This window comes from Kribbella orskensis, assembly GCF_004342085.1.
GTDB classification, from domain to species: Bacteria; Actinomycetota; Actinomycetes; order Propionibacteriales; family Kribbellaceae; genus Kribbella; species Kribbella orskensis.
In genome coordinates this window covers 209,335-227,112 of the sequence record NZ_SLWM01000011.1, presented here as the reverse complement: position 1 = coordinate 227,112, position 17,778 = coordinate 209,335, and the positions used below count along the sequence as shown (strand labels likewise).

Here is a 17,778-nt window from a genome sequence, read left to right as displayed (position 1 = left end):
GTCTGCGCATGCCACGCCCGATCACCCTGTTCACCGGCCAGTGGGCCGACCTGCCGTTCGAAGAGGTCTGCAGCCTGGCGTCCTCCTGGGGCTACGACGGTGTCGAGATCGCCTGCTCGGGCGACCACTTCGACGTCCAGCAGGCCATCGACGACGACACCTACATCGCCGGCCGCAAGGAGATCCTCGAGCGGCACGGCCTGCAGGTCTTCGCGATCTCGAACCACCTGGTCGGCCAGGCGGTCTGCGACAACCCGATCGACTTCCGGCACCAGGCGATCGTGCCGTCCCGGGTCTGGGGCGACGGCGACGCCGAGGGGGTCCGGAAGCGCGCGGCCGAGGACCTGAAGAACACCGCCCGCGCCGCGGCCAAGCTCGGGGTCGACACGGTGATCGGCTTCACCGGCTCCTCGATCTGGCAGTACGTCGCGATGTTCCCGCCGGTGCCGGCCGAGCGGATCGAGGCGGGGTACCAGGACTTCGCCGACCGGTGGAACCCGATCCTCGACGTGTTCGACGAGGTCGGCGTGCGGTTCGCGCACGAGGTGCACCCGTCGGAGATCGCGTACGACTACTGGACCACGACGCTCACCCTCGAGGCGATCGGTCACCGCGAGGCGTTCGGGCTGAACTGGGACCCGAGCCACATGGTCTGGCAGGACATCGACCCGGTCGCGTTCCTGTGGGACTTCAAGGACCGGATCTACCACGTCGACTGCAAGGACACCCGGATGCGGGTCGGCGGCGGCCGCAACGGCCGGCTCGGCTCCCACCTGCCGTGGGGCGACCCGCGCCGAGGCTGGGACTTCTACTCGACCGGCCACGGTGACGTGAACTGGGAGGACTGCTTCCGCGTCCTGAACGCGATCGGCTACACGGGCCCGATCTCAGTCGAGTGGGAAGACGCCGGCATGGAACGCAAGGTCGGCGCCGCCGAAGCAGTAGACGTCATCCGCAAACTAGCCTTCGACAAACCAGAAGCCTCCTTCGACGCCGCCTTCGCCACCGACAAGTAGCCCCCACACCACGAACTCGTCCGCCACGGCCTCCAGCCGGAACGGACGAGTTCGTCATTTCCAGCGATCCCGGGCTGGTCTGGAAGCTGGTGAGGTAAGCGTGCCGGCGCGCGGGTTGGAGCAGGTGGCTGCAGTGGACGGGTGCTCGCCGAGAACCTGTGAGCTGTGGTGCGGGGGAGCGTGCCGATGGGTGCGCGGTGACGGAGCCAGCCGACAGGTTGCCTACAGCCCCAGACCATCCCGCCGAGCGCTTAGGGGAGTTCTAGATGGAGTTCTACTAGCCAGGGGGAGTTGTCGGGGCCGGTGGCTTCTAGGTAGTGCTCTCGCCAGGTGGGCGAGGTTAGAGGGTGCTGGTGGTTGTTGGCGGTGGCCCAGGTTGCCAAGGCTTGGTAGGCGGTGGAGATGGTCGCCATGGGGCCCTGGTGGATGGTTGAGGCTACTTGGGTGGATGGGAGCGTGTGAGGTTCCAGGCCGGGGACGGAGCCGTTCGGGACGGCGTAGCCAGCGGTGATGTGGACCTCTGGGGTGTCGGGGTCGGGGACGTAGTGGCTGATCGGGGTGGTTCGGTCGGCGCCGGCGGCTTCCATATGGTCGATGATTTGGCCGAACAGGGACTGGACGACGGCGCCGGTGCTTTGGCGGCTGGCGTCCGGGGCGGTGGCCGTGAGGCCGACGATGGTGAGGGTGTCGGTCTGCTTGGTGGTGATCTGGGCGTTCACGTGGTTCTCCTGCTCGATCAGTCGGAGTCTCGCGGTCACCCGGTCCAGGATGTGGCGGTCGTGGCGGACCTGACGCTCGAGCTCGGCCCGGCGGAGACGCAGCATCCCACCGAGGCGAGCGAATTCTCCGATGTTCATCATGACCCCTTCACTCTCCGGCTTCACACAGTGTCAACTGCAACCCTCGGGCCTCCGCGCAGGCCGAGGGTGATGTCGAAAGGCGGACGGCGGATTCGTACCAAGGGTGAAGGGATCCCTAGCTGAGGAGTACGGCGATGTCGCAGGTTCTGGTGGACGGTTTGGGGTACGGGGAGTCGGCGCGCTGGCACGAAGGGCGGTTGTGGCTGGCGAACTGGGGGACTGGCGAAGTGCTCGCTGTCGGTCTCGACGGTGGGCGTGAGGTGATGGCGGCCGTGCCGCCGGACACCATCCCCTTCTCGATCGAGTGGTCGCCTGACGGGACGTTGCTGGTGATCGCGGGTTCGAGATTGCTGCGGCAGGAGGATGACGGGGCACTCGGTACGGCGGCCGACCTGAGCGGGATCGCCGACCTGTTCAACGAGATCGTGGTCGACCCGCGCGGCAACACCTATCTGAACGGCGGCGGCCTCGACTTCGGCAAGCCCGGCGTGATCGCTGTGGTCACGCCGGACGGATCCGCCCGGGAGGTTGCTGATGGCATCGAGTTCGGGAACGGGATGGCGGTGACGGCGGACGGGGCGACGCTGATCGTCGCGGAGTCGTTCGCGTGCCGGTTGACCGCGTTCGACATCGGACCCGACGGCGGGTTGTCGAATCGGCGGGTCTGGGCCGACCTCGGGGACGGGCATCCGGACGGGATCTGCCTCGATGCCGGAGGAGCCGTCTGGTACGCCGATGTGCCGAACCAGCGTTGTGTGCGAGTCAGCGAAGGAGGTGAGGTGCTCCAGACGGTCGACCTGGATCGTGGCGCCTTCTCCTGCATGCTCGGGGGACCTGACGGCGACACCCTGTTCATGCTCGCCGCCCAGTGGAACGGCTTCGAGAACATGCGCCTCACCGACCGCACCGGCCAACTCCTCACCACCCAGGTCCAAACTCCCCACGCCGGCCACCCGTAGCCGACCACCTGCCGCCCGGCCAACCCTGGCGCAAAGGTCAGGTCAGCTCGGTGGGGCCACCTGGGTTCGCGGGCGCAGTACCGGGGCAAGGACTGCTATGCCGCAGGTGAGGAGGGTGACGAGCATGAAGGAGATGGTGAGGCTGGTGGCTTGGGCTATGCCGCCGACGACGGAGGGGGCGATCAGGCCCGAGGTATAGGTGACGGTGGCGACGCCGGCGATCGCCTGGCTCGGGTTGGGGCCGGCGTGGCCTGCGGCGGCGAAGGCGAGGGGTACGACGACGGCGACGCCGAGACCGAGCAGGCCGAAGCCCATCATCGCGACCAGCGGGTGCTGGGCAAGCACCACCATCGATCCGCCGAGGGCGGCAACGACCCCGCTCACCCGAACAGTGCGAACGGCTCCCCACCGATCCACCACGGCGTCGCCGGCGATCCGGGCGACGGCCATCGTCAGCGCGAAGCCGGTGGTCGCGGCGGCGGCGACGCCGGCCGAGGTGGTGAGCACGTCCTGGAGATATACCGCTGACCAGTCCAGGCTCGCGCCCTCGGCGAAGACCGCGCAGAAGCCGACGGCGCCGATCAGCCACGCCGACTTCGGCGGCAGCGCGAACCGTGGCGGCGCCTCCACGTCGTCGGCCGGGTGCAGATCGAGCACGTAGTGACAGGCGCTGACACCGACCACGGTGAGCACGACGGCCGCGACCACGTGGTGCGCCTGGGCACTGACGTCGAGATGCGCGGCGATAGTGCCGAGGCCCGAGCCAATCAGGGCGCCCACGCTCCACAGCCCGTGCAGCCCGGACATGATCGACCTCTCCATCCGCCGCTCGATCTCGACGCCGAGCGCGTTCATCGCGACATCGGCCATCCCGGCAGCGGCGCCATAGACGAACAACGCGGCACACAACAGCGGCAGGTTCGGGGCGAACGACGGCAGGATCAGGGACATCGTCCAGAGCGAGATCAGCCCCCGCAGCGCGTTCCGGCTGCCGAAGCGGTGGCTGATCCGTGCGGCCAGCGGCATCGCGAGCGACGCCCCGATCGCGGGGAACGCGAGCGCGAGACCGAGCTGGCCCGGACTCGCCGAGGCGTGATCCTGGATCCACGGCACCCGGGTCGCGAACGACCCCGTCACCGCCCCGTGCACACAGAACACGGCACCCACGGCGTACCGCGACCGTCGCACCTCGTCGACCACGAATCCAACCCCTCAACACGTCCGGTTGCCCACGGCAGTCCACCATTCAAACATCGTCTTTGTTTGAACGATCATCGAGATGTTAACTTTCCACAGTGAAGAGTACGGAACGGCAGCGGGTCATCGTCGAGCGATTAAAGGCCGTACCCCGGGTCGGCGTGGCCGAGCTGGTGACGGCGACGGGCGCCTCGGACATGACCATTCGCCGCGACCTCGACTACCTCGCCGCCCAGGGCGTGCTGAAGCGCGTCCACGGTGGCGCGGTTCCGGCGATGCCGACCGGGATCGAGCCGCCGTTCGCAGCGCGCGCGACGGCCGCGCTCGGGCCGAAGCAGGCGATCGCGAAGGCTGCCGCCGAGCGCATCCGGGACGGCGACACGATCGTGCTGGACAGCGGCACGACCGCCCTGGAGGTCGCCCGGCTACTGCGCAACCGCACAGTGACGGTGATGCCACTGTCGCTGCATGTCGCGCAAGAACTCGTCGACGCTCCCGGAGTCCGGCTTCTGATGCCGGGCGGTGAACCGAGGCCGGGGGAATTGGCGATGGTCGGTCCGCTGACGTTGGCGTCGTTGCGTGCGCTGCGGTTCGACGTCGCCGTACTGAGCCCGTGTGCGTTGAGCATCGAGGCTGGGATGACCGCGTTCGACCTGGGCGATGCTGAGGTGAAGCAGCAGGCGCTCGCCGTCTCCACCCGGGCGATCGTGCTGGCAGACGGTGCCAAGTGGGACCGGGCCGCGCTCGCGTACATCTGCGCGGCCGACCGGCCCGATCTGATCATCACCGACTCGACCGCTCCCGAAGACGCGCGCGCCGTCCTCGCGCGGCGCGGAGTACTGATCCAGGTCGCCGACCAGCCAGCCGCCGACCAGCCAGCCGCCGACCAGCCAGCCATCGACCAGCCAGCCATCGACCAGTCGGCCACCGACCAGCCCCGCACCGATCAGCCGGTTGTGGCGCGACCGGCACTGGAAGGCAGCTCTTGAGCATCGACATCGCCACGCCGCCGCGGGCCGCGCGCGTCGCGACCTGGACGTACTTCGGCCTCAACGGCTTCGCCGTCGGCATGTGGGTGGTGCACATCCCGAACGTCGAACGTGCGACCGGGATCTCCCACAGCACGCTGGGGCTCCTGCTGCTGATCCTGGGCGGCGCGGCGTTCCTCGGCATGCAGGTCGCCGGACCTCTCGCGGACCGCGTCGGCCAACGTCGTCTCGTCCCCGCGGCCGGCGTACTCCTCGGCCTCTCGCTGTTCGGTCCGGGACTCGCCCAGAACTGGTGGACGCTCGGCCTCGCGTTGTTCGTGTTCGGCTTCGGCAACGGCTCCCTCGACGTCGGCATGAACTCGCACGCGGTGGTCGTCGAACGCGCCTACCCACGACCGATCATGGCGGCCTTCCACGCGATGTGGTCGATCGGCGGCGCGTTCGCGGCACTGATCGGCGCCGCGACCTTGAAGGCTGGAGTCCCGACCGCCGTCTCCCTGAGCGCCTGCGGCGCCCTGTGCATCGCGGTTTCGCTCTACATGAGCCGCTACCTGATCGAGGCGGACCCTCCCGTCGAGGACGAGACAGCGGACGCACCAGCGCCGACCGCACCTCCGTCGAAGAAGCTGGTCTGGCAACTCGGCGGCCTGGCCTTCGGCCTGATGCTCGCCGAAGGAGTCGCCAACGACTGGGCAGCCTTGCAATTCAGGGATGTCCTCGGCACCTCGACCAGTACTGCGGCCTACGCGTACGGCGCGTTCGCGGTGGCGATGACCGTCGGGCGGTTCGCCACGGACCGGGTGGCGGCGGTGATTGGCCCGGCGGCGATCGTTCGCTACGGAGCCGCGCTGGCCGCGATCGGCCTGACCACGGTCATCGTGATCCCGTGGGTGCCGGTCGCACTCGTCGGCTGGGCGCTCTTCGGTCTCGGGCTCTCCGGCGGGGTGCCGCAACTCTTCACCGCGGCAGGCAACCTGGACACCAAGGCGTCGGGTGCGCTGATGGCCAAGGTCGTCGGCCTCGGGTACGTCGGGCTGCTCGCGGGACCGGCCTTGATCGGCGGCCTCACCCATTGGGTGCCGCTCAACGTCGCCTTCGCGCTGCCGGTCATCCTCTGCGTTCTGACCGTCATCGCAGCACCAGTGCTCAGGTCGCGTTCACGTCAGCCGAGCGAACCCGCCAACCGATAGGCATCCGCACCAGACGCCGACCCGAGGATCCCCGCCTCTCCCAGGCCGGCTCGAACGGTCGGCACCAGGTCTGGTCCATCAGGCTTTGAGTGCTTGCTCGAGGTCCGACCAGAGGTCGTCCGGATGCTCGATGCCGACGGAGAGGCGGATCAGGTCCTCGGGGATGGTCGGTACTTCGGCCGGCCAGCGGCGGCGGCGCTCCAGCATCGACTCGACGCCGCCGAGGCTGGTCGCGTGGACCCAGAGCGCGGTGCTCTCACAGACTCGCTGGGCGCCCTCAGCGTCGCCGCCGAGTTCGATGGCCAGGATCGCGCCGAAGCCGGACATCTGTGCCGCCGCCCGCTCGTGGCCCGGGTCGTCCGGCAGGCCGGGGTAGCGGACGCGGCTCACGCGCGGGTGTGCGAGCAGTCGTTCGGCCAAGAAGGCGGCGTTGGACTGCGCTCGCTCGAGCCGTAGCGCCAGCGTCCGCAGACCGCGCAGCGCGAGCCAGGCCTCCATCGGTCCCGGAATCGCGCCCAGGCTCCGGCGCCGGGCTTCGAGCGTGGTCCACAGGTTGTCGTCAGCCGTGACGATGGCTCCGAGCACCACGTCCGAGTGTCCCGCGATGAACTTGGTCGCCGAGTGCATCACGACGTCCGCGCCGAGTTTCAGGGGCTGCTGCAGCAACGGCGTTGCGAAGGTGTTGTCGACGATCACCAGGGCGCCTGCGGCCCGACCGGCTGCGGAAAGCGTCGGTACGTCGGCTACCTCCACGGCGGGGTTGGTGGGCGACTCGATCCACAACATGTCGGCGCCGACGACCGCCGCCGAGACTGCCGCGGTGTCCGCGACGTCGACCCGCTCCACCTTCAGCCGCCCGGTCGACGCTTGCTGGTCGAGCAGACCCAGTACTCCGCTGTACGCGTGCTGGGGTGCGACCACGCGGCCGCCGACCGGTACGAGATCGAACAGGGCGGCAGCGGCAGCCATCCCGGACGCGAAGGTCAGGCCGCGGCCGCCTTCGAGCTCACCGAGGGTCGTCTCGAGCGCTGCCCAGGCGTCGTTGTCGAAACGTCCGTAGCCGCGGTCTCCGCCCGCGATGTAGGTCGAGCTGAAGACGGGGGATTCACCGAGCGGAGCGTCCGGCACGCGGGCCGGACGGCCGGCATGCACGACGACAGTGGAGGGATCCATGCCGCGATTCTCCCAAGCGCCCGCTACTGCGAGGTCGGGAGGGGGATGCCGCCGCCGCGGAGCAGCCCCATCGCCTCGTGGGCGAGGTCCTTCACCTGGGTGCCGTCGGGGTTGTCCACCCAGATCTGCACGACGATCTCGATGATGTTCATCGTGGTCCCGGCCGCGAGTGCCGCGGTGAACTGAGCCGAGTCCCCGACGAGCCGCCCGGCCAGCTCGACCGTGAGCTCGTTCCGCCAGCGCCAGATCACCTCGGCCAGGTGCGCGCTCAGCGACGGCGTCCGCCCGGCCAGGTCGTACACGGTCCGGACCCGGTCCGGGTTGCTCTCCATCTGGTCGAGCACCCGCTCGATCACGCTCTGCAGCGCGTCCGGCAGGTTGGTGTCGGCCGGCTGCTCCCGGAACCAGGCCAGCGCGCCGAACAAGCTGTCCTCGACGAATTCCAGGACCAACCGCTCCTTGGTCGGGAAGTACCGGTACAGCGTGCTCGGTCCGACCTCGGCGGCCGCGGCGATCTGCTCGACCGTCGTCCGGCCGAACCCGTGATCGGTGAACAACTCGAACGCCTTGTCCGAGATCAGCCGCCGGGTCCGTTCCCGCTTGAGCTCGCGAAGCCCCATGCCCCTACCCCAATGCCACTGCGCCGACTGGTCCTGCGTGCGGGCAGCGTACACGGCACCCGACGCGCCGAAGGTTGATTTCAAACGAGGTCAGCACCGAGCTCAGCGTCGGGAACGGGTGTGTTACCGACAGAGATCTGAAGAGGTCTTAACTGAACCCTGGTCAAAGCCGGACTGAAGTGACGCTATCGTCGAGCCGGTGAGTGAGTTCTCGAGGGAAGAAAAAAGCAAGCCCCGCGTCGCCGTGGTTTTCGGCGGCCGGTCGAGCGAACATGCCATCTCCTGCGCCACCGCGGCCAACGTGCTCCAGGTGATCGACCGGGACAAGTACGACGTCGTACCGGTGGGCATCACCACCAGCGGCCACTGGGTGCTGGAGAGCGGCGACCCGGAGCGACTGTCTATCACCGACGGCAAGCTGCCCGAGGTGGATGTGACCGCGCTGCCGGTGCTGTTCGGCCGGGACCGCGAGCTCGTCGTCAACGAGCCGGGCGAGGTGCCGGGCACCCTGGGCGAGGTGGACGTCGTGTTCCCGCTGCTGCACGGCCCGTGGGGTGAGGACGGCACGCTGCAGGGCCTGCTCGAGATGTCGGACATCCGGTACGTCGGCTCCGGCGTGCTGGCGAGCGCGGTCGGGATGGACAAGCACTACATGAAGGTCGTCTTCGAGGCGGCCGGGCTCGAGGTCACTCCGTACGTCGTGATCCGCGACCGCGACTGGACCCGCGACCCGCAGGCCAGTCGCGAGGCGGTCGACAGGCTCGGCTACCCGGTGTTCGTGAAGCCGGCCCGCGGCGGATCCAGCCTGGGCATCAGCAAGGTGAACAGCCTGGTCGAGCTCGACGACGCCATCGCCGAGGCGCGGGCCCACGACCCGAAGGTGATCGTCGAGGCGAGCGCGAAGAACCCGCGCGAGATCGAGGTCGGCGTGCTCGGCGGGCTGGACGGCGGCCCGGCCGAGGTCAGCGTCTGTGGCGAGATCTCGGTCTCCGGCGGCGGCCACGACTTCTACGACTTCGAGGCCAAGTACCTGCCCGAGGGCGAGGAGTACACCGCGCTCTCGGTGCCGGCCGACCTGCCGGAGCACATCGCGGCGGAGGTCCGCGCGAAGGCGCTGACCGCGTTCGACGCGATCGAGGGCGAAGGCCTGGCCCGGGTCGACTTCTTCCTCGACGAGGACCAGCGCCTCGTCATCAACGAGATCAACACCATGCCCGGGTTCACCCCGACCAGCATGTTCCCGCGCCTCTGGGCCGCGACCGGCGTCGACTACCCGGCCCTGGTCGACCGCCTCCTGACCCTCGCCATGACGAGGGCCACCGGCCTCCGCTGACGAACCGGGGCTGACCACCAGCCAGCGTCTACCGTGCCGCCACCTACAGGGCTGCCGCCTTGGCGTTGAGGTAGCGCTGTTGCGGAACACTCGTGGTCAGCCTCGCCGCCAGCTCGTACGCCGTACGCGCGCCGGCCGGGTCCCCTGACATCTCCAGCAGGTGGGCCCGTACGGCGTGCAGCCGGTGGTCCTTCGCGATCCGCTCGTCGTCCTCGATCCGCGCGAGCAACTCCAGCCCGGTGTCCGCACCGCGAGCCATCGCCACCGCGACCACGTGGTTCAGCGAGACCATCGGGTTGTCGGACAGCTGCAGCAGCACCTCGTACAGGGCGACGATCTGCGGCCAGTCCGTCTCCTCGGCCGTCGGCGCCTCGTCGTGGACCGCGGCGATCGCCGCCTGCAACTGGTAAGGCCCGACCGGTCCGCGGGGCAGCGCCTCGGTGATCAGTTCGACGCCTTCGTCGATCGACGAGCGGATCCACAACGACCGGTCCTGCTCGGCCATCGGGATCAGCTCACCTGCCGGACCGGTTCGAGCCGGTCGCCGCGCATCCGTGAGCAACATCAGCGCCAGCAGCCCGGCCACCTCGCTGTCGTCGGGCAGCAACCTGTGCACCATCCTCGCCAGCCGGATCCCCTCGGCCGCCAACTCGACTCGCTGCAGGCTCGGGCCCGTAGTACTGGCGTAACCCTCGTTGAAGATCAGGTAGATGACCTTGAGTACGGCATCCAGGCGCTCGGCGCGGTCGGGCGGCAGCGAGAACCGGGCACCCGCATCCTTCACGCTCTGCTTGGCCCGGGTGATCCGCCGGGTCATCGTCGCCTCCGGCACCAGGAAGGCGCGGGCGATCTCGGCGGTGGTCAGACCGCCGACCGCGCGCAGCGTGAGCGCGATCTGGGACGCGGCGGTCAGCGACGGGTGGCAGCACAGGAACAACAGGATCAGCGTGTCGTCCTGCGGGGAGTCGGCCTTGTCCGCGCTCGGCGCCAGCCACTCCTCGGGCAACACCCACTGGGCCACCGTGTCCTCGCGCCGCTGCCGAGCCTGTTCCCGGCGAAGCAGATCGGTCAGCCGCCGGGACGCGACGGTGATCAGCCAGGCGCGCGGATCGTCCGGCCGGCCCTCCGACGGCCACTGCTGGGTCGCGGCGAGCAGGGCTTCCTGTACGGCGTCCTCGGCGGTGTCGAAGTGCCCGTACCGCCGGACGAGCGCGCCGAGGACCTGCGGCGCCAGTTCACGCAGCAGATCCTCGGACGCGGGCGTCATGTCTCCTCCGGACGACTCGGATCAGCCGACCAGGTCCTCCTGGCCTTCCACGATCGGCCGGATGTCGGCGTACGCGGTGGCCCGGACGAACTCCGGTGCGGGCGTGTCGCCCAGCCGGGCGGCGATCTCGGTGGCGCGGTCGAAGCTGTCGCACTCGACGATCCAGTAGCCGGCCAGCACTTCCTGCGTCTCGGCGTACGGGCCGTCCGTGACCACCGATGAGCCGTCCTTCGAGCCGAGTCGCCGGGTCAGGACGGGCGCGGCGAGGGCGCGGGTCTCGACCAGTTCGCCGGACTCGACCAGGTCGTTGTTGAACTTCTCCATGAAGGCACCCATCGCGGCGAAGTCCTCCGCGGTCCAGGCGGGCTTACCGGTGTCCTTACCGCCCATCCCGTCGTAGTCCTGCTGCGAGGCGTAGGTCAGGATCATGTACTTCATCAGTAGCTCCCAGTCGGTCGCGGCACCGTGCTCGGCACCTCTCACCAGCTACGTCGACGCTCCCAGACGGAACCGGACAAGAACAGCACGACACGTTCCACGGGCGCTCCCAGGCAGGCTTGTGCCGGTTGCCCGCCGCGTCAGCACGGCGTCAGGTGCAGGGGGTGATGAGGGTGTTGTGGGCCTTGATGGCGTCCGAGACGTCAGTGAGGGCGTTCGCCTCGGGCTGGTACTTGTCCGGGACGGCGATCTCCAGATAGACCTTGCGGCCGATCGTAGTGAAGATGAAGCCGTTGCTGACCTCCTTGGCGAACCAGCCGACGCCGTTCACCTCGAAGCACTGCGACTGCGCCTCCGCCATCCCGGCCGGCGGCGCGACCCCGCAGGTGACCTCGATCGGCGGATCGCCGTACGCCGTGGTCAGCGGACTCGGCGGCTCGGTCTTGCGGCGGTCGCCGTCCAGCACCTTCTCCGGCAGCGCCTGCACCAGCGGCGCGCAGGCCTCGGCCACCTCCGACGCCGGCGACGGTACGGCGATGTCGACCGGGCCGGGGCTGCAACCGGCCAGCATGAGCGTGGCAACGACGGACAGGGTGAGAGCCGGCGCGGCTCGTCGCGGGGCGCGCCGGCGCCGTGGAGCGGTGATCGGACTCAGATGTGGACGACGGGACACGTCAGCGTGCGGGTGATACCGGGCACGTTCTGCACCTTCGCCACGACCAGCTTGCCGAGCTCGTCGACGTTGCGGGCCTCGGCGCGCACGATCACGTCGTACGGACCAGTGACGTCTTCGGCCAGAGTGACGCCCTGGACCTCGGCGATCTGCGCTGCGACGTCGGCCGCCTTGCCGACCTCGGTCTGGATCAGGATGTAGGCCTGGACCACCACGTCGTTCTCCGCTCAGTCGTCCTCAGCTGGCTCCGGCCGCGGTACTGCGACGCGGCCGGGCGTACTCTTCGTTGCCCGGTCACCGTACCGCCTAGACTCCCGGTGGCGATATGGGAGGTCTGTTGACGTGACAGAGACGTTGGGAAGCACCGGTGAGTTCGGCCTGATCGCGGCCGTCACCAAGAGCCTTCCTCAAGGCGAGGACGTCCTGGTCGGACCGGGCGACGACGCGGCCGTGCTGGCGGTGCCGGACGGCCGGATGGTGATCACGACCGACCTGCTGGTGGAAGGCCGGCACTTCCGCCAGGACTGGTCGTCGGCGTACGACGTGGGCCGGAAGGCGGTCGCACAGAACCTGGCGGACATCGTCGCGATGGGTGCCCGACCGACCGCGCTGGTGGTCGGCTTCGGCGCGCCCGCGGACCTGCCGACCGCGTGGGCGCTCGAGCTCAACCAGGGACTCGCCGACGAGGCCGAACTGCTCGGCGCCAGCATCGTCGGCGGTGACACCGTCCAGTCCGACAAGATCGTCGTCTCGGTGACCGCCTTCGGTTCCCTCGACGGCCGCCGGCCCGTACTGCGCTCCGGGGCGCGCCCAGGCGACGAAGTGGCCGTGGTCGGGCGACTGGGCTGGGCGGAAGCCGGGTTCACCGTGCTCAACCGGGGGTTCCGCTCGCCTCGCTCCGTCGTGGAGGCGCACCGCCGCCCGCAGCCGCCGTACGCCGAAGGTCCGCGCGCCGCGATCGCCGGGGCCTCGTCGATGTGCGACGTGAGCGACGGGCTGGTTGCCGACCTCGGGCACATCGCGGTCGCCAGCGAGGTGGTGATCGACATCCGCTCGGCGGCGCTGGCGGTCGCCGAGCCGCTCCAGGCGGTCGCAGCGGCCACGGGTGCCGACGCGCTGGCGTTCGTGCTGAGCGGGGGAGACGACCACGCCCTGGTCGGCACCTTCGAGCCGGCCGACGTCCCGGAGGGCTGGACCGTCATCGGCTCAGTTGCCGAAGGCAACGAAGAACGCCCGCCCGGCACCGTCACGGTGGACGGCCAGCCCTACACCAGCACCACCGGCCACGCCCACTTCAGGAACTGACCATGCCCACCACGCACCCCGCGCGCAGGGTGCTGTCGGCGGCCGCCGGGGGCAGGCGGCAGACTGGGGGCATCGTCCGTATCGCAGGCTGCCAGGAGTTGTCATGACCAGCGCACCGCCCAGGGTTCTCACCGTCGCCGGGTCCGACTCGGGCGGCGGAGCGGGGATCCAGGCCGACCTGAAGTCGATGCTGGCCAACGGGGTGCACGGCATGAGTGTGCTGACTGCCATCACCGCGCAGAACAGTCTCGGAGTGCAGGGCGCCTGGGAGTTGCCCGAGGAGCAGGTGCGGGCCCAGTTCCGCAGCGTGGTCGACGACATCGGGGTCGACGCCGTGAAGACCGGCATGCTCGCCTCGGCCTCGATGGTGCGAGTGGTGGCTTCGCTCCTGCGCACCTTGCCCGACGGCGTGCCCGTGGTGGTCGACCCGGTCTCGGTGTCGAAGCACGGCGACGCGCTGCTCGCAGCCGACGCCATGGAGGCCATCCGCGCGGAGATCGTGCCCTTGGCGACCGTGCTGACGCCGAACCTGACCGAGCTGGGCCCAGTCGCCGGTGTCGAACTCCGCAGCGTCGGGGACCGCGAGCTCGCCGCGAAGATCCTGCTCGACGCCGGTGCCTCCTGGGTACTGGTGAAGGGTGGCCACGACTCGGGCGCGGAGGCGGTGGACGTGCTGCACGGCCCCGGAGTACGGGAAGAGTTCAGGGCGCCGCGCGCGGACAATCGGCACACGCACGGCACGGGATGCACCCTGGCCAGTGCGATCGCGTCGTACCTGGCCCGCGGGTACGACGTACCGGCGGCTGTCGGCGCGGCCAAGGAGTACATCAGCGGGGCGGTCGCCGCGGGGTTCGCGCTCGGCGGTGGCATCGGTCCGGTGGATCACGCGTGGCAGTTTCGAACCAGGAGTGACAGGTGAACAAGCGCCGCCCCCCGGTGGACGGACTGTGTGACGAGTGCGGGTTCAACTACGACACGGGTGACCTGCAGGGCACGGTGACGACGCTTGTCCGGCAGTCGGCGGAGTGCAGCATGGCGCTGACCAAGGCGGCCGCCGGGCCCGACGCCGACGTGGTCCGGATCCGGCCCGAGCCGGAGGTCTGGTCCGCGATCGAGTACGCCTGCCATGTCCGCGACGTGCTCGAGGTGCAGCGGTTCCGGATCGCGCAGTGCCTCGCCGAGGACCGGCCGGTGTACGCGCCGATGGACCGGACCGGCCGGGTCAAGCAGGCGAAGTACGAGGATCAGGACCCGATGGAGGTGGCGGCCGCGCTGATGCGGTTCGCCCGCGAGTTCGGCGCGGCGGCGCGGGTGCTGACACCGCCGCAACTGGGCAAGCTCGGCCTCTACAACTACCCGGTCCGGGCACCGCGGTCGCTCGGCTGGATCATCCGGCACACCGCCCACGAGATCCAGCACCACCGCCAGGACATCATCAACATCCTCGCCGAGCTCGAACCCCCGATCATCCCGGCCCCCAAACCGGCCCAGCCCGCAGAAGCAGAAGCCGGTACTGCGGACGCCACCGAGGCGCTCGCCGAGCCGGCCGGTACTGCGGACGACAGTGCCGGGCTCGCCGGAGCTTCTGGTGCTGCGGATGACGACCTGGGGTTTGTCCCGCCGGGCAGGGTTTCGGATGACGCCGAGGGGCTGGCGGGACGCAGTACGGGTGGGAGTTCAGCTACGGGCATCTGACCAGGCGGCCAGGGCGTCTTCGGTGGTGATGTGGTCCAGGCCGATGGCGGCGGCGCCGCGGAGGGCTCCGTCGTCGGAGTGAGCCGAGTCGAGCACAGGCGGCGGCACACGGCGGTGGAACGTCATCAGCCCGTCGGAGTATGCCCGGTCGAAGACGTCTGAGGCCGCGGCCCGGAGCGGGATCGCCAGACCGCCGAGCGTGACCACGTCGGGGTCGTGAGCATTCACCAGCCCGGCGATCCCGAAGCCGAGTGCGTCGGCGACCTTGCCCACCGCGCGCGTCGCTGCCTCGTCCGGCAGTCTCCGCAGCACCGCCTCCGCATAGGCGTAGGGCTGGTCGGGTTCAGGCTCGCCGAGATGCACAGCGAGCGCCCGACCGTCGATCTCGAGGTCCCAGCAGCCACGGGCTCCACACGGACACCGCCGGGCGCGATCCCCGAACGGGATGTGCCCGTACTCGCCGCCAGCACCGGTAGCGCCGCTGGCCGGGATCCCGTCGAGGATGAGCGTCCCGCCGAGGCCTACCTCGACGATGAGATGCAGCGCGGTCCGTGCGCCCGCAGCGGCACCCGTACGCGCCTCGGCTACTCCACTGAGCGTTGCGTCGTTCCCCGTGAGCAGCGGGAGGCCAGTGCCGGCCGTGACCGGGCTCAGATCGACCTGTCCCCAGCCGAGCGTGGGAGCTTGCATGAGCTGGTCCTCCCGCACAGTGCCGGCCACAGCCAACGTGACGGCGAGCAAGCGGTCGCCGTACTGCTCCTGGGTGCTCACCACGGTCTGCTGAAGGGTGGCAAGCACCGACTGGGCGCGGCGGCTGCGATGGCGCTTGGACTGCTGGTCGTGCAATACGCCATCGAGTGACACCACTGCGCTGCGCCAGTTGCCCTGCCGTAGATCGAGGGCTAGGACCAGCGGGCCGCGCGGGTGCGGCTGCAGCACGGTCGTCGGTCGTCCGCGCCCCTGACTCGGGGCCGGCTTCTCGGTGAGCAGTTCCAGTTCCCTGAGTCGCGCAGTGACTTCCGTCGCCGAACTGGTGCTCAGCCGCAGCTCACGAGCCACGGCAGCGCGGGTGATGCCCGGCTGGCGGGCGACCTGGCCGAGTACGTCCGCGGCAGTCTGCCACTGGCCCCGGCGAGAACCGCGGCGGTCAGGGCGGTCATGGCGAACTGGCGACGCGCTCCCTCTTGCGTTCATAGCACCCTTCTACCTTATGCTCGGAGAACGAGTTTAATGGAGGAGTCGATGGAGCTTCGGGAAATGCGCGCCGTGTTGTTCGACATGGACGGCACGCTCGTCACCTCGGACGAGTCGGTCGAGCGCGCCTGGACCACCTGGTCGGCCGAGTACGGTGTGAACCCCGCGGACGTGCTCGCCATCGCTCACGGCGCCCCGGCCGAGTCCACCGTCGACAAGATGGTCCCGATCCTCGACGAGACCTCCCGGGCAGTCGCGGCGGCGCGCCAGTTGGAACTCCAGTACGACGACCTCGCCGGCGTCGCGGCGGCTCCCGGGGCTGCAGAGGTGCTCGCGACGATCGAGCGGCTGGGGCTGCCGTGGGCCGTGGTGACGAGCGCGGATCACCGGCTGGCGAAGGTACGCCTGTGCGCAGCGGGCATCGACCCGCCGGTGCTCGTGACGATCGAGGACATCAGCCGAGGCAAACCCGACCCCGAGGGCTACCTCCGGGCCGCGGAACTCCTCGAGGTCGACCCGCAGTACTGCCTGGTGGTGGAAGACGCAGAGGTAGGCCTTCAAGCCGCCCGCGCTGCCGGTGCTCAGACGGCGGCGTTGAAGGGCCTCGACGGTGACGTACGGCTCGCTGATCTGCATCAGTTGGCCGGACTGCTCGATCCGCGCGAACCCTCGGAATGACCGCTCCATCCAAGTCCCCTGACCAGGAACTGGCGGCGGGGGAGAGGGCGGGGGACGTCCTGGGTGGGCTGGCGTTGGCGGGGCTGGGGTTCGCTATCGCTGGGCTCGGGGCCTGTGTGGCCTTGTTGGCCAGGGATCTGGGGGAGGCGACTGATCGGCTTGCGTGGTTGTCGTCCGCGTTCGCGGTGGGGCTGCTGATCGTCGCCTTGATCGGGCCGATGGCGTTGCGGACCGACGCGCGGATGCTCGTACTTCGCGTCGGCGCGATCGTCTGTGCGGTTGGTGCCTTGCTGCTGGCGGTAGCTCAAGGACTCGCGGTCGCGCTCGCTGGCGGGTTGCTGGTCGGCCTGGGTGGCGCGTTGATGCTGCTCGTCGTGCCGTTGCTGCTGAGCGGACCACGTGCCGCTGTCCGGATCGCCCGAGCCAACGCAGTCTCCAGTACTACGGGAATCTTCGCGCCGCTGGTGATCGGGGCGCTCGACTCGCTCGGCCCAACGGGTCGCCTCGCCATGCTTCTGGCGATCTTGCCGCTGTTGCTCGTGCTGCCGTTGACCCGATCGCGGGTAGCGCCTCGCGCGGTACAGGTGGTTGCTGAGTCGCCTGGTGATGGAGCGCCTTGGGGCACGGTCTTCCGGGGCTGGTCGCGCGTGGTGCTGGCGGTGTCGGTCGAGTTCTGCTTCGTCATCTGGGCGGTAGCGCGGCTACTCGCGACCGACGTACCCGCTGGCACGGCTGCCCTGCTCGCCAGCGCGTTCCCCATCGGCATGGCAGTCGGCCGGACGATCGGCCCGGTGAACCTCCGCCGAATGAGCGGGCCCGTGAAGCTCGGCCGGGGTTCGGCGCTGTTGCCCGGCGGTGTCCTCGCGGCCGCCGGCACTGTCCTCGTCACGGCATTCGACTCGCCCGTGATGGTGACAGTCGGACTCGCGTTTGCCGGGCTCGGGGTGGCGACGCTCTACCCGATCGTGCTCGCCGACCTGATCTCCATCCCTGGAGTCAGCCCAGCCCATCTCGCCTCGCTCAGCGCCTTCGCCTCAGGCACCGCGATCCTGGCCCCCGCCGCTCTGGCAGCCCTCGCCGGCATCCTCGATCTCAGAACCGCCTTCCTGATCCCTCTCCCACTCCTAGCGATCCTCCTACTGATCCACCGCCCAACCCAGCCGGTCGCGAGTCAGCCCTGACACCACGCGA

Annotated in this window: 19 protein-coding genes; 10 read left to right on the top strand and 9 right to left on the bottom strand. The window is 69.6% G+C overall.

The features are described from left to right. Positions 1–8 precede the first annotated feature (8 nt). Positions 9–1,016, top strand: a complete 1,008-nt coding sequence (locus EV644_RS27135) for a sugar phosphate isomerase/epimerase family protein (RefSeq protein WP_132191395.1) — start codon at positions 9–11, stop codon at positions 1,014–1,016. Between the two features lie 251 nt (positions 1,017–1,267). Here the strand turns inward: EV644_RS27135 and EV644_RS27130 are convergent, their stop codons facing one another. Continuing rightward, the gene (locus EV644_RS27130; protein ID WP_132191396.1) at positions 1,268–1,876 is read right to left on the bottom strand and encodes a GyrI-like domain-containing protein; all 609 of its coding nucleotides are present in this window, start codon (positions 1,874–1,876) and stop codon (positions 1,268–1,270) included. Positions 1,877–2,010: 134 nt separating this feature from the next. On the opposite strand from EV644_RS27130, the gene EV644_RS27125 reads away from it, so the two are divergent. Next, complete coding sequence (locus tag EV644_RS27125) at positions 2,011–2,835, top strand: SMP-30/gluconolactonase/LRE family protein (protein WP_132191397.1); 825 nt, start codon at positions 2,011–2,013, stop codon at positions 2,833–2,835. Positions 2,836–2,877: 42 nt separating this feature from the next. On the opposite strand, the gene EV644_RS27120 is transcribed toward EV644_RS27125, so the two are convergent. Then, positions 2,878–4,035 carry an MFS transporter gene (locus EV644_RS27120; RefSeq protein WP_132191398.1) on the bottom strand — a complete coding sequence of 386 codons (1,158 nt, stop codon included), beginning with the start codon at positions 4,033–4,035 and terminating at the stop codon, positions 2,878–2,880. 95 nt (positions 4,036–4,130) lie between these two features. Between EV644_RS27120 and EV644_RS27115 the strand changes: the two genes are divergently transcribed. Together EV644_RS27115 and EV644_RS27110 are read left to right on the top strand one after the other, a co-directional pair. Further along, positions 4,131–5,021, top strand: a complete 891-nt coding sequence (locus EV644_RS27115; RefSeq protein WP_132191399.1) for a DeoR/GlpR family DNA-binding transcription regulator — start codon at positions 4,131–4,133, stop codon at positions 5,019–5,021. Next, positions 5,018–6,211, top strand: a complete 1,194-nt coding sequence (locus tag EV644_RS27110) for an MFS transporter (protein WP_132191400.1) — start codon at positions 5,018–5,020, stop codon at positions 6,209–6,211. Before EV644_RS27115 ends, EV644_RS27110 begins: the two co-directional genes overlap by 4 nt. Before the next feature lie 78 nt (positions 6,212–6,289). On the opposite strand, the gene EV644_RS27105 is transcribed toward EV644_RS27110, so the two are convergent. After that, positions 6,290–7,384 carry a trans-sulfuration enzyme family protein gene (locus EV644_RS27105; RefSeq protein WP_132191401.1) on the bottom strand — a complete coding sequence of 365 codons (1,095 nt, stop codon included), beginning with the start codon at positions 7,382–7,384 and terminating at the stop codon, positions 6,290–6,292. Positions 7,385–7,407: 23 nt separating this feature from the next. After that, the gene (locus tag EV644_RS27100; protein ID WP_132191402.1) at positions 7,408–8,004 is read right to left on the bottom strand and encodes a TetR/AcrR family transcriptional regulator; all 597 of its coding nucleotides are present in this window, start codon (positions 8,002–8,004) and stop codon (positions 7,408–7,410) included. A 199-nt stretch (positions 8,005–8,203) separates the two neighbouring features. On the opposite strand from EV644_RS27100, the gene EV644_RS27095 reads away from it, so the two are divergent. Then, positions 8,204–9,337, top strand: a complete 1,134-nt coding sequence (locus tag EV644_RS27095; RefSeq protein WP_132191403.1) for a D-alanine--D-alanine ligase family protein — start codon at positions 8,204–8,206, stop codon at positions 9,335–9,337. A 43-nt stretch (positions 9,338–9,380) separates the two neighbouring features. Here the strand turns inward: EV644_RS27095 and EV644_RS27090 are convergent, their stop codons facing one another. The 4 genes from EV644_RS27090 to EV644_RS27075 form a co-directional block, all read right to left on the bottom strand. After that, on the bottom strand, positions 9,381–10,604 hold the full coding sequence (locus EV644_RS27090) for an RNA polymerase sigma factor (RefSeq protein WP_132191404.1): 1,224 nt from the start codon (positions 10,602–10,604) through the stop codon (positions 9,381–9,383). A gap of 21 nt (positions 10,605–10,625) precedes the next feature. Further along, a complete protein-coding gene (locus tag EV644_RS27085) occupies positions 10,626–11,042 on the bottom strand; it encodes a YciI family protein (protein WP_132191405.1) in 417 nt (138 codons plus the stop codon). A gap of 151 nt (positions 11,043–11,193) precedes the next feature. Further along, positions 11,194–11,715, bottom strand: coding sequence for a DUF3515 domain-containing protein (locus EV644_RS27080; protein ID WP_241998789.1), 522 nt, complete (start codon positions 11,713–11,715; stop codon positions 11,194–11,196). Next, positions 11,694–11,930 carry an Lrp/AsnC family transcriptional regulator gene (locus EV644_RS27075; protein ID WP_026163142.1) on the bottom strand — a complete coding sequence of 79 codons (237 nt, stop codon included), beginning with the start codon at positions 11,928–11,930 and terminating at the stop codon, positions 11,694–11,696. The genes EV644_RS27080 and EV644_RS27075 overlap by 22 nt, the downstream gene beginning before the upstream one ends. A 127-nt stretch (positions 11,931–12,057) precedes the next feature. Here EV644_RS27075 and EV644_RS27070 point away from each other — a divergent pair, with 127 nt between their 5' ends. The 3 genes from EV644_RS27070 to EV644_RS27060 all read left to right on the top strand — a co-directional run bounded on the left by EV644_RS27070 (position 12,058) and on the right by EV644_RS27060 (position 14,715). Continuing rightward, positions 12,058–13,020, top strand: coding sequence for a thiamine-phosphate kinase (locus tag EV644_RS27070; protein ID WP_132191406.1), 963 nt, complete (start codon positions 12,058–12,060; stop codon positions 13,018–13,020). Positions 13,021–13,123: 103 nt separating this feature from the next. Continuing rightward, positions 13,124–13,939 (top strand): bifunctional hydroxymethylpyrimidine kinase/phosphomethylpyrimidine kinase, encoded by an 816-nt coding sequence (gene thiD / locus EV644_RS27065; RefSeq protein ID WP_132191407.1) that lies wholly within the window; start codon positions 13,124–13,126, stop codon positions 13,937–13,939. After that, positions 13,936–14,715 (top strand): DinB family protein, encoded by a 780-nt coding sequence (locus tag EV644_RS27060; RefSeq protein ID WP_241998790.1) that lies wholly within the window; start codon positions 13,936–13,938, stop codon positions 14,713–14,715. The genes thiD and EV644_RS27060 overlap by 4 nt, the downstream gene beginning before the upstream one ends. Here the strand turns inward: EV644_RS27060 and EV644_RS27055 are convergent. Next, positions 14,698–15,909, bottom strand: coding sequence for an ROK family transcriptional regulator (locus tag EV644_RS27055; RefSeq protein WP_132191408.1), 1,212 nt, complete (start codon positions 15,907–15,909; stop codon positions 14,698–14,700). The genes EV644_RS27060 and EV644_RS27055 overlap by 18 nt on opposite strands. Before the next feature lie 48 nt (positions 15,910–15,957). Between EV644_RS27055 and EV644_RS27050 the strand changes: the two genes are divergently transcribed. Both EV644_RS27050 and EV644_RS27045 read left to right on the top strand, forming a co-directional pair. Then, entirely contained in the window at positions 15,958–16,587 is a 630-nt protein-coding gene (locus EV644_RS27050) for an HAD-IA family hydrolase (RefSeq protein ID WP_132191409.1), read from the top strand. Then, a complete protein-coding gene (locus tag EV644_RS27045; RefSeq protein ID WP_132191410.1) occupies positions 16,584–17,768 on the top strand; it encodes an MFS transporter in 1,185 nt (394 codons plus the stop codon). The genes EV644_RS27050 and EV644_RS27045 overlap by 4 nt, the downstream gene beginning before the upstream one ends. Positions 17,769–17,778 lie beyond the last annotated feature (10 nt).